At 39.1% G+C, this 12,118-nt stretch carries 8 protein-coding genes; 1 reads left to right on the top strand and 7 read right to left on the bottom strand.

What is annotated here, in order from left to right:
• The 4 genes from KTI78_RS16850 to KTI78_RS16835 form a co-directional block, all read right to left on the bottom strand.
• A partial coding sequence (locus KTI78_RS16850) for an Ig-like domain-containing protein (RefSeq protein WP_262446789.1) occupies positions 1–2,768 on the bottom strand: 2,768 nt, incomplete at its 3' end.
• Positions 2,769–3,225: 457 nt separating this feature from the next.
• Entirely contained in the window at positions 3,226–4,728 is a 1,503-nt protein-coding gene (locus KTI78_RS16845) for a cation:proton antiporter (RefSeq protein WP_016143220.1), read from the bottom strand.
• Between the two features lie 240 nt (positions 4,729–4,968).
• Positions 4,969–5,868 (bottom strand): neutral zinc metallopeptidase, encoded by a 900-nt coding sequence (locus tag KTI78_RS16840; protein ID WP_262446788.1) that lies wholly within the window; start codon positions 5,866–5,868, stop codon positions 4,969–4,971.
• Positions 5,869–5,895: 27 nt separating this feature from the next.
• Positions 5,896–6,825 carry a DUF808 domain-containing protein gene (locus KTI78_RS16835; RefSeq protein WP_016143218.1) on the bottom strand — a complete coding sequence of 310 codons (930 nt, stop codon included), beginning with the start codon at positions 6,823–6,825 and terminating at the stop codon, positions 5,896–5,898.
• Between the two features lie 208 nt (positions 6,826–7,033).
• Here KTI78_RS16835 and trpS point away from each other — a divergent pair, with 208 nt between their 5' ends.
• Positions 7,034–8,047 carry a tryptophan--tRNA ligase gene (gene trpS, locus KTI78_RS16830; protein WP_016143217.1) on the top strand — a complete coding sequence of 338 codons (1,014 nt, stop codon included), beginning with the start codon at positions 7,034–7,036 and terminating at the stop codon, positions 8,045–8,047.
• 414 nt (positions 8,048–8,461) lie between these two features.
• Here trpS and sucD read toward each other — a convergent pair whose 3' ends face one another.
• From sucD to lpdA, 3 genes are all read right to left on the bottom strand, one after another.
• Positions 8,462–9,352 (bottom strand): succinate--CoA ligase subunit alpha, encoded by an 891-nt coding sequence (gene sucD, locus KTI78_RS16825; RefSeq protein WP_000114637.1) that lies wholly within the window; start codon positions 9,350–9,352, stop codon positions 8,462–8,464.
• Positions 9,353–9,366: 14 nt separating this feature from the next.
• Complete coding sequence (sucC, locus tag KTI78_RS16820) at positions 9,367–10,533, bottom strand: ADP-forming succinate--CoA ligase subunit beta (RefSeq protein WP_001048573.1); 1,167 nt, start codon at positions 10,531–10,533, stop codon at positions 9,367–9,369.
• 147 nt (positions 10,534–10,680) lie between these two features.
• Positions 10,681–12,114, bottom strand: coding sequence for a dihydrolipoyl dehydrogenase (gene lpdA / locus KTI78_RS16815; RefSeq protein WP_002116053.1), 1,434 nt, complete (start codon positions 12,112–12,114; stop codon positions 10,681–10,683).
• Positions 12,115–12,118: the final 4 nt, after the last annotated feature.

Below are 12,118 nucleotides of genomic sequence, written 5' to 3'. Positions count from 1 at the left end.
TCTGGGTAAGTGACTGTTACTGTTGAGCCAGGTTCTGCTGTACCTGTAATTGGGTCTGTCCCGTTAACCGGGTCAATCACTGGCGCGTTCGGTGCAGCCGTATCAACTGTTACAACACCTGTATCAGTACCTTTATTACCTGCTGCATCTGTTGCAGTCACGGTAATGGTGTGTGGGCCGTCTGTTAATGCAGGCAGTGTATTGTCTGCAAGTGTCCAGGTGCCGTCACCATTGTTTGTCGCTGGATAGTCAACACCATCCACAGTCACAACCACAGTTGCTGACGGATCGTTCACTGTACCTGTGAGTGCCGGTGTGCTGTCATTGGTTAATAGATCATTTAGAACAACTGCGGGTGCAACTGCATCTACAACACCTGTTGCAGGTCCTGATGTGTTGCCAGCAGGATCTTCTGTTACTGCTGTTACCGTGTCACCATCATTTAAGCCTGGGTTTGGAACAGTCCAAGTCCCATCCGTTCCTGCTACAACACTTGCTGTACTACCATCTGGGTAAGTGACTGTTACTGTTGAGCCAGGTTCTGCTGTACCTGTAATTGGGTCTGTCCCGTTAACCGGGTCAATTACTGGTGCATTTGGTGCTGTAGTATCGATTGTATAAGTTTGTGTATCGTTAACAGTGCTGCTATTACCTGCCGCATCTGTAAACGTCACTTTCGCATCAATGGTTTTATCTGCATCAGCTGTTAAACCACTACCCGGTACGCTTACTGTCCATGTACCTGCTGCTTTATCTACAGTAGCAGTGTACGTCTGACCGTTGATCACAACTGTAACGACGGTATTCTCTGCATCTGCCGGAATATTTTTCAGAACACCTGTAATTGCAACTTCACCAGCCGCTTCTGATGCATTAATCACGTTGTCAGCTGTTACTGAGTCAACCGTGAAGTTAACGCCATCTGTATTTGGTGCAGCTGTGTCAACAGTCACAACACCTGTATCAGTACCTTTATTACCTGCTGCATCTGTTGCGGACACGGTAACGGTGTGCGGACCATCTGTTAAAGCAGGCAAGGTATTGTCTGCAAGCGTCCATGTACCATCCCCATTGTTCGTCGCTGGATAGTCAACACCATCAATAGTAACTACAACAGTTGCTGATGGGTCACTTACAGTACCTGTTAATGCAGGAGTATTATCATTTGTAGATACATCTTCAAGTGCAACCGTTGGTCCTGATGTATCAAGTGTGTATGTTTGCGTATCGTTGACAGTGCTGCTATTACCTGCCGCATCAGTGAAGGTTACTTTCGCATCAATCGTCTTATCTGTATCAGCAATCAAACCGCTACCTGATACACTTACTGTCCATGTACCTGCTGTTTTATCTACAGTTGCAGTATAAGTTACCCCATTAATAACAACTGTAACGGCTGTATTGGCCGCATCTGCTGGAATATTTTTCAATACACCTGTAATGGTAACATTGCCTGCTGCTTCTGATGCATTAATCACGTTGTCAGCTGTTACTGAGTCAACCGTGAAGTTAACACCATCTGTATTTGGTGCAGCTGTATCAAGTGTGTATGTTTGCGTATCGTTGACAGTGCTGCTATTCCCTGCTGCATCTGTAAACGTTACAGTAGCATCAATCGTTTTATCTGCATCGGCCTCTAAGCCACTGCCAGGCACATTTACAGTCCATGTTCCTGCTGCACTATCTACAGTTGCGGTATAAGTCACCCCATTCACAACCACTGTTACTACAGTATTGGTTGCATCTGATGGAATATTTTTCAAAACACCTGTAATAGTGACATCACCAGCCGCTTCTGATGCATTAATCACATTGTCAGCTGTTACTGAATCAACCGAAAAATCAACCTCATCTGTATTAGGAGCAGCAGTATCGATCGTATAAGTTTGAGTATCTTTAACAGTGCTGCTATTACCTGCCGCATCCGTAAACGTTACAGTAGCATCAATCGTTTTATCTGCATCAGCTGTTAAACCACTGCCTGGTACGCTTACTGTCCATGTACCCGCTGCTTTATCTACAGTTGCATTATAAGTTACCCCATTAATCACAACTGTAACGGCTGTATTCGCCGCATCTGCTGGAATGTTTTTCAATACCCCTGTAATGGTGACATTGCCTGCTGCTTCCGATGCATTAATTACATTATCTGAAGTAACAGGGTCAACTGTGAAGGTCACCCCATCTGTACTTGGTGGTGTTGTATCGGTAGGTGTTGAAGAATCATCATCACTATCGCTGTTCGATGCGGCAGCAATAATACCACCCGCAACTAATGGGATAGCCCATAGCCATGGGTTTATGCCTGCATCGTGATAAAGTAATGGTTCAATTGAAGAAATAGGTTGATAAATAACATCAGACACCAACTCTTGTGGTGCTTCTGCTGGTAAAGCAGCTGGTAAATCTTCTGCTACCAGAGCTTGTGGTTCAACATCGCTGTCGGCATCGGCATCTGCGTCAGCATCTGCGTCGGCATCATTTTCAGCATCTTTGAATTTTGCCCAAATTAACTGTCCATTTTCGTCTTGAAAAACAAGGCTATTATCTTTAGGTTCAGCTGTACCGCTAAAGAAGTCTTCAATAACAATGGTTTGGCCATTTTTCAGGCGAATAACTGCATTGGTACCCTCCCTATTTACTACCAACACATCACTGGCGGCTACTTTTACCAATACGACCGATGCTTCTGAAAGTTTTGCAGAAGTTCCCTCTGTTGTTGCTAAGGTTTTATGATTGTCCTTAGCAATAATTTGTATTTCAGGCATATCTGTATTCCTTTTATATTATTGATTTAAATGATTTTATGTATAATTCTTTTTACTTAATGTTTCTAAGTTTTTGACCTACAACTTAAAAACATTAAGTAATGTGATCATTTTTACATTAAACACTTTAAAATAAAAAAAACAAATACTAAAGTACCTAAAGAAAAAAAATTAATTAATACAAATTATATATAAGTCTTTATTAGGTTTTTCTTGTGTTAATTTAATAAAAAATTGCATTAAACGTTTTATATATAAAACAAATTTAATATTTTATTATTTACTGTTTGTTGAAAAATCATTTAATTAAAATATTTATATAACACTCATTAATATCTTAATAAAATAAAATATATTATTAATGATATATATAGAAAAAAAAGGCTTTAGATAATATTTTACTATTACACTAAAACCTAATTTTTAAATGGTTTCTAAAATTTAAAACTATTTAAGTTTAGAAATTATCGGGACTCTCAAATCGTTTTACTTCTTGTAACTTATTTGGGTCATGCATTGTTGCAATTCCATCTTCAGTTTTTTGGTCAACAAGAATATCTGGATTAAAAACAGTGATCGTCTCTCTGCCCAGTGCATCCTCTCCAACAATATACTGAAAACCTCTTCGGTTCATCTTATGACACAATCTCTGATAGAAACCTTTTAAGCCTTCAGTTTCTTCATTCGGATTGTAATAAAAAGCATTCATCACAGCTGGCAGACCCAGACCACAGACTATGCCGGATAACAATACACTGATAAAGGTATATCCAATCAGAATACTACTATAAGGACTTAAAGCAGGAATATTGGCAACGGCCAAAATCAATGCAAGTGAAATCCCCCCTCGTACCCCACCCCAAGATAAAATGGTCAAACTACCATTGTAGCTTTTGGTTCTACGCATTGTAGGGAAAAAAGCAAAAGCCATGAAGTTAGCTGCAAAACGAGAAATATGTAGGATAAAGAACGCAACAATACCGCCTAAAATCAGGCTGAAGTTTAAATCAAGAATAAATAGCTCTAAACCAATTAAAGTAAATAAGAAGGAGTTAATAATTCCTTCTACAGTGTGCCAGAAATGGTTAACTTCTTGAATCTCACGCTCTTCTCGTATTTCTTTCCATTTGTTCCCAACAATTAAGCCACCAATTACACAAGCAATTGGTGCTGATGCATGCGCAAACAAAGCAACCAAATATGCTCCACTCGCGAGTAGTGCGGTTGTTAAAATCAGGGATTCCATTTCGTGTTTACCACGTAATAGACGCAATACCCCTACCCCAAATGCCCAACCAATCCCGACTGCAACAACAATTTCATAGAGTAGAGCTTCTAAGGTTGCAACCAATGAGAAATGTTCACCTTGCAAAACATTAAGCAAAGTCATAAACAATGCAATACACATTGCATCATTAAATAATGATTCACCTTCTAGCTTAACAATTAAATGATGAGGTGCACGAATCGAACTAAGTACACCTTTAATACCAATAGGGTCTGTTGCCCCTAAAGCTGCACCTAAAAGTAACAACACCAGAATTGGCACGTGATATCCAACTAGTAATTGGAATCCGTACAGTAAACTGCCAAACAATACGGCGCAAAGCACTAAGGCAATCGTTGCCAAAATACTAATTTGTTTCCAATAACTTTTTAGATCTGAAATTTTAAATTTGAGTGCCGAAGAAGTCAGAATAAAACAAATAACACCATTAATTAAAAAATCATAAAAATCGATATGGCGTACTGCTTCTTCAATATTATGAATATTAATGGTGATAAACTGGTTACCGTTTAGTAGGCTAGCACCCCACTGTAGAATAAAGACAAAAATCGCAGAAACAAGAGGAACACCAATAGCTTGGGGAAAACCCAAAATACGTTTATTAAAAATCGTGGTTGCGATTGATAGCGCAAAAACCACTGTAAATGCTTGTAGTAGAAAAAAATTACCCATGAACACCCTTCTTCTGGGTCAACGACCAAATAAGAAAATTTTGCTAGGTCGACCAAACTAAACAAAATGTAGGCATTAATAATGCCATGATCATAAAAAATGAAAATTCGGATGCAAGTTTAACGAATTGATTGAACAATCTATCAATCTGTTAAATTTCTTAACATTATTTATAGTTAACATTTAAAGGAAGATGGATGAGCTTCTTAAATAATATTAATAAGTCTCATCCTTCTATATTTAGATTGAATTATTGAAGGTATCACACTGGTTAATGTCACTGGTTTTTAAACCGACTTGGAACCAATGCATTCGCTGTTCACTGCTACCATGAGTAAAGCTATCAGGAACGATCTGACCAGTAGAACGCTTCTGTAAATAATCATCTCCAATTTTTTGAGCAGCATCCATTGCTTCTTCAATGTCACCTTGCTCTAAAAACTGAGTTCGCTGTTGATTATGGTTAGCCCAAATACCTGCTAAACAGTCAGCTTGTAATTCTTGGCGAACAGATAATTGATTACCTTCTCTTTGACTCACTTGTGCACGGGCTTGCTGGACTTGCGATGAAATACCGAGCAGAGTTTGAACATGGTGCCCTACCTCATGTGCAACAACATAAGCTTGTGCAAAATCGCCAGCCTGATCTTCCCTGGAAAGTTCAGTTTGGTTTTGTTCACCAGAAATTCCCATTTGCTGACGCATATCTTTAAAGAATTCTGTATCGATATAAACCTTTTGGTCTGCCGGGCAATAAAATGGACCCATAGCAGATTGAGCAGTACCACATCCTGACTGAATCATTCCACTAAACAATACTAATGTTGGTGGCGTATAAGTTTTACCCAGCTGTTTAAATATAGGAGTCCAAGTATCCTCTGTATCAGCCAAAACTGTTCCAACAAAATCCGAGGCTTCTTTTTGTTCGGCTGTTAGACTCTCCGGTGCAGTTGCATTTGATTGCTGGGAAGCAGTAACCTGTTGCGTTGCTTGATAAGCTTGTTGTGGATCGACCCCAAAAAACTTCCATGCAACAAACGCAACAACTAAACCAATAATACTGATACCGCCCGCTCTAACACCGCCACCACCTCGGCGGTCTTCCACATTGCTACTAATTCGACGACCTTTCCAGCGCATAATTTCCCTCTTCTTTTTAGAATGGCATCATGAACCCGATGCTTTTTTAGGCCACATTTTTTGTATTAAGCTTACAATTAATAAAACAATTGCACCCGCAACTAGTCCTATTCCAAAGTTAATCAGTGTCGGTGTTAAAGCACCAATGATATTACCTACCGCTGGTATTGTTTCTACGTGATCTACTGTGTCTTCAGTTAAATGATGAAGTAACGGAATTGTATGATTAATAATCCCGCCACCCACTAAAAACATTGCAATAGTGCCCACGATTGAAAGTAATTTCATCAAAATAGGAGCAAAAGCCAATAGACCTCGACCTATAGTTTGTTTAAAAGAGGCAGTTTGCTTAGTTAAATATAATCCTAAGTCATCAATTTTAACAATCATGCCAACCAGACCATACACACCGATTGTCATGACAACGGCAATAATGCTGAGAACACTTACCTTAGTCATTAAAGTAGCTGTAGCCACAGTACCTAAAGAAATAACGACGATTTCAGCTGATAAAATAAAGTCTGTCCTTACTGCTCCTTTTATTTTTTCTTTCTCAAAATTTGCTAAATCTAATTCTTCACTATCAAGCTCTGCTTTTGCTTCTTCTTGTGTAGAAGCTTTTTTATGCATAATGGTATGGAGAACTTTCTCGACTCCCTCATAACATAAAAATAAACCTCCGAGCATTAATAAAGGATTAATGAGCCAAGGCGCAATCACGCTAATTAATAAAGCTAAAGGAACTAAAATAAGCTTATTAACAAATGAGCCTTTAGCCACTTTCCAAACAATAGGAAGTTCGCGATCTGCACGAACACCTGTTACTTGCTGGGCATTCAGGGCTAAATCATCACCTAAAACTCCGGCAGTTTTCTTCGCTGCCATTTTACTCATTAAAGCAACATCATCTAAAATTGTTGCAATATCATCTAGTAATAAAAGTAAGCCACTTGCCATTTCTTATCCAAGTTTGTATTTATTAAGCTATTGTAAGATGATTTTTTTGAATTTCTGTAATTTTACTGAATAAATTCACAATATTATTTTAAGAAAAGTTTATCCAATCGCTGACGAATTTTTTTTATTTCCCGTACAATAATGCCAATCTTTTATATTGCAGGGCTTACTACCCCCTGATTAAGCCAATAAGACAGTGGAATAAATAATGAGTAATGTTGATCAGCGTCCAATTATTTTGACAGGCGACCGCCCAACCGGACAACTTCATCTTGGGCATTTTGTCGGTTCTTTGCGTTCTCGTGTAGGTTTACAGGATAGCCATCATCAACATCTCTTGTTAGCAGATGCACAAGCATTAACAGACAATGCAGATAACCCAGATAAAGTCCGTCGCAATATTTTGGAAGTAGCTCTAGATTATCTAGCTGTCGGTATTGATCCAACAAAAACTACCATTTGTGTTCAATCTTGCTTGCCAGCACTGAATGAGCTCACCATGCTCTATCTTAACTTCGTAACTGTTGCACGTTTAGAACGTAACCCAACCATTAAGTCTGAAATTCAAATGCGTGGTTTCGAGCGTGATATTCCAGCCGGTTTCCTCTGCTACCCTGTTGCACAAGCGGCTGACATTACGGCTTTCAAAGCGACTGTCGTTCCGGTAGGTGAAGATCAGATTCCAATGATTGAACAAACGAACGAAGTGGTACGCCGTGTAAACCGTCAAATTGGTCAAGATCTTTTGCCTGAATGTAAAGCTTTACTTTCTAACATGGCACGTTTACCTGGCTTTGATGGTAAAGCGAAAATGTCTAAATCATTAGGCAATACCATCGTTTTAAATGCTTCTGATAAAGACATCAAGAAAGCTGTAAATGCGATGTATACAGACCCAAACCACCTTCGTATCGAAGATCCAGGTCAAGTTGAAGGCAATATTGTATTTACCTATTTAGATGCATTTGATCCAAATAAAGAAGAAGTTGAAGAATTAAAAGCTCACTATCGTCGTGGTGGTCTTGGTGATGGTACAGTTAAAAAACGTCTTGAAGGTGTGTTAAAAGAGTTAATTACGCCTATTCGTGAACGTCGCGAAGAACTTGCTAAAGATCCTGACTACATTATGGATGTTTTACGCCAAGGTACAGATAAGTGTCGACTTATTACTCAACAGACTTTAGACGAAGTTAAAGATGGTTTAGGTTTATTTAGATTTTAATTCTGTTTGAAACTAAAAGCCCTGCGGGGCTTTTTTTGTATTTGTTTAATTTTTATAATATTCATTTTTTAGAATTACTAATGTATTGACGACTATTCACATGCTTTTACCCTATTAACGTGAAGTAACACTTATTAACGCTAATAGCAATGAAGAGACTCTTAACTGTATCTATTATTCACTGTGTAGGTCACATCATATGAGCCTCACGACATTTCTCCTTAAACCGAAACTGTTTTTACAGATTCGTTGTTCTACGCAATGATCACCCCAATCATTGCGTATTTTTTTTGCCTAAATATTTTATTTTTGATTTAACTTTACTTATAAAATTTTGCTTATTTATCTTTAATAAATAAAAAAGCACCGCATCATTTTCAGATGCGGTGCTTTTTAAGATTCAGGATAAAGCGATTAAGCTAAGCCTTTCTCTTTTAAAACTTGCAACATTGTTGAACCAAGCTCAGCTGGGCTACGAGTGTAAGCCATACCTGCTTTTTCAAATGCAGCGAATTTCTCTTCAGCAGTACCTTGACCACCAGAAATGATCGCACCAGCGTGACCCATACGTTTACCTTTAGGTGCAGTTACACCAGCAATGTAACCTACTACAGGTTTAGTCACGTTAGATTTGATGAATTCAGCAGCTTCTTCTTCCGCTGTACCACCGATCTCACCGATCATGATGATTGCATCAGTATCTGGATCGTCTTGGAACAATTGAAGAGCTTCGATTTGGTTCATACCTGGGATTGGGTCACCACCGATACCGATACAAGTAGACTGACCTAAACCAAGCTTAGTTGTTTGAGCAACAGCTTCATAAGTCAATGTACCTGAACGTGAGATGATACCAATACGACCTGGTTGGTGAATATGACCAGGCATAATACCAATCTTACATTCACCCGGAGTGATCACGCCTGGGCAGTTAGGACCAACTAAACGAGTACCGTTACCGTTAGTTTCTAAATAACGTTTTGCTTTAAGCATGTCGATTGTTGGAACACCTTCAGTGATCACAACGATTAGGCCAACACCTGAATCAACCGCTTCAACGATTGAGTCTAAAACGAATGGAGCTGGTACATAGATTACAGATGCATCTGCATTTGTTTCACGTACAGCTTCTTTCATTGTGTTGAATACTGGTAAGTCAAGGTGAGTAGTACCACCTTTACCTGGAGTAACACCACCAACAACTTTTGTACCGTAGTCTAAAGCTTGTGCAGAGTGGAAAGTACCGTTTTTACCAGTAAAACCTTGTACCAATACTTTAGTGTCTTTATTAATTAATACGCTCATGATTGATACTCCCCTTACGCTTTAACTGCAGCTACAACTTTTTCTGCGGCATCAGACAAGCCGTTCGCAGAAATTAATTTCAAACCAGATTCATCAAGTAATTTAGCACCTAACTCAGCGTTGTTACCTTCTAAACGAACAACAACTGGAACAGTTACATTTACTTCTTGAACCGCTGCAATAATTGCTTCAGCAATCATGTCACAACGTACGATACCACCAAAGATGTTGATTAAAACACCTTGTACAGACGTATCAGCAAGAATGATTTTGAACGCTTCAATTACGCGCTCTTTAGTAGCACCGCCACCAACGTCAAGGAAGTTTGCAGGCTGGCCACCATAAAGTTTAATGATGTCCATAGTTGCCATTGCAAGACCAGCACCGTTAACCATACAACCAATGTTACCTTCTAAAGCAACATAGTTAAGGTCGAATTCAGATGCTTTTAATTCACGCTCATTCTCTTGAGATTTGTCACGTAAAGCAGCAACTTTAGGTAAACGGTAAAGCGCGTTAGAGTCGATACCTACTTTCGCATCAACACATAAAATTTCGCCATTTTCACGAACTGAAAGTGGGTTAATTTCAAATAATGCAAAATCATTTTCAACAAATGCTTGGTAAGCAGCTGTCATGATTTTTACAAATTGACCGATTTGTTTGTCTTTCAAACCTAAAGCAAACGCAACTTCACGCGCTTGGAATGGTTGTAAACCAACTAATGGATCAACTTCAACTTTGATAATTTTTTCTGGAGTTTCTTCTGCAACCTTCTCGATCTCTACACCACCTTCTGTAGAAGCCATGAAAGTAATACGACGGCTAGAACGGTCTACAACCGCGCCCAAGTAAAGCTCACGCTCAACTGGGTATACGTCTTCAGCAACAATAATGCTGTTTACTGGTTGACCATTTGCATCTGTTTGATACGTTACAAGACGAGTACCAATGATATTGTTTGCAAATTCGATAACGTCTTCTTTAGATTTTGCAACTTTAACGCCACCAGCCTTACCACGACCACCAGCATGAACTTGCGCTTTCATTACCGCGAATTTACCACCAAGCTGTTCAAATGCAGCAACTGCTTCGTCTGCATTGGTAGCCAAGATACCTTCTTGTACTGGCATACCATATTCTTTCAATAACGCTTTAGCTTGATACTCATGTAAGTTCATTTAGTTACCTACTTAACTTTGTTTGTTGTCTTCAATTTGCGCAACATTCTCATGTTGCATATGCAAATTGCTGTCTACGTCTTTCACCTTGATGCTTTTTTAATCACACCATCGAATGTGAAAAAGAGCGGAGAACCGCTCTTTATTTTATTTACGCTTACGTTGAATCGCGTGAATTGCACGACCATCTACAGCAAGTGCAGCTTCATGAACAACTTCAGAGAATGTTGGGTGACCAAATGTCATTAACTGAAGATCTTCAACAGAAGATACAAATTCAAGAGCGATCATACCTTGGTGTACGATATCAGATGCTGCAGGTCCAATAACATGCATACCTAATAAACGGTCAGTTTTTGCATCAGCAACAAACTTAACAAAACCAGCACCTTCACCCGCCGCTAAAGCACGACCATTTACAGCAAAACCGAATTGACCAGTTTTAACTTCATGACCTTTTTCTTTAGCTTGTTCTTCAGTTAAACCAACCCAAGCCGCTTCCGGATGTGTATAGATAACAGAAATGATTGTGTCATAGTTCACTTGAGCTGCATGACCGTGAATACGCTCAACAGCCATTACACCTTCTTCCATTGCTTTATGAGCAAGCATTGGACCGCGAACCAAGTCACCAATCGCGTATACACCTTCTACAGAAGTTGCACAGTGATCGTTTACTTCTACTAGACCACGTTCAGTCAATTTAATACCTGAATCATCTGCCAATAAACCTTCTGCATAAGCTTTACGGCCTACACAAACGATTAATTTGTCAAAAGTCTGAGTTTTTTCTTCGCCACCTTGAGTGTATTTAACAGTCACTTCACGACCATTAATTTCAGTACCAGAAACTTTAGCACCAATACGAATATCAAGGCCTTGCTTAGTTAAAAGTTTTTGATAATCTTTTGCCAAAGCTTTATCAGCCATTGGTAAGAATGCATCCATTGCTTCAAAAACAACAACTTCAGCACCAAGACGACGCCAAACAGAACCAAGCTCTAAACCAATTACACCAGCACCAATAACACCTAAACGCTTAGGTACTTCTGGGAAGTTCAATGCACCAGTTGAATCAACAATAATATCTTGATCTACAGGAGCTACTGGAATGTTTACAGGTACAGAACCAGACGCAAGAATAACGTATTTAGGCTCTAAAACTTGAGTTTCACCTTCATGAGAAACGAACTCAACTTTTTTACCAGCAAGTAATTTACCAGTACCTTTTAACCACTCAATACCATTGCCTTTAAGCAATTGATCGATACCACCAGTTAATTGGTCAACAATTTTGTCTTTACGAGCAAGAAGCTTAGCAAGATCAAAATTCACTTCACCTGTAGTGATACCGTGATCAGCTAAGTGATGTACTGTATCTTCATAACGGTGAGAAGAGTCAAGTAATGCTTTAGAAGGAATACAACCCACGTTTAAGCATGTACCACCTAAAGATGGCTTACCGTTGTGAATACGTTTTTCGATACAAGCGACTTTAAAACCTAGTTGAGCAGCGCGAATCGCAGCTTCATAACCACCAGGACCACCGCCAATAACAACAAGATCAAATTGTTGAGACATTGTT

The sequence above is a fragment of the Acinetobacter sp. WU_MDCI_Abxe161 genome (genome assembly GCF_025514355.1).
Classification (GTDB): domain Bacteria; phylum Pseudomonadota; class Gammaproteobacteria; order Pseudomonadales; family Moraxellaceae; genus Acinetobacter; species Acinetobacter pittii_E.
Note: the sequence above shows the minus strand (reverse complement) of the source record. Positions and strands in the feature narration are given on the sequence as shown.

Excerpts from the sequence above, each read along its gene's own strand:
- KTI78_RS16845 (WP_016143220.1), bottom strand. The coding sequence starts at position 4,728 with ATGGGTAATTTTTTTCTACTACAAGCATTTACAGTGGTTTTTGCGCTA.
- KTI78_RS16840 (WP_262446788.1), bottom strand. The coding sequence starts at position 5,868 with ATGCGCTGGAAAGGTCGTCGAATTAGTAGCAATGTGGAAGACCGCCGA.
- KTI78_RS16835 (WP_016143218.1), bottom strand. The coding sequence starts at position 6,825 with ATGGCAAGTGGCTTACTTTTATTACTAGATGATATTGCAACAATTTTA.
- trpS (WP_016143217.1), top strand. The coding sequence starts at position 7,034 with ATGAGTAATGTTGATCAGCGTCCAATTATTTTGACAGGCGACCGCCCA.
- sucD (WP_000114637.1), bottom strand. The coding sequence starts at position 9,352 with ATGAGCGTATTAATTAATAAAGACACTAAAGTATTGGTACAAGGTTTT.
- sucC (WP_001048573.1), bottom strand. The coding sequence starts at position 10,533 with ATGAACTTACATGAGTATCAAGCTAAAGCGTTATTGAAAGAATATGGT.
- lpdA (WP_002116053.1), bottom strand. The coding sequence starts at position 12,114 with ATGTCTCAACAATTTGATCTTGTTGTTATTGGCGGTGGTCCTGGTGGT.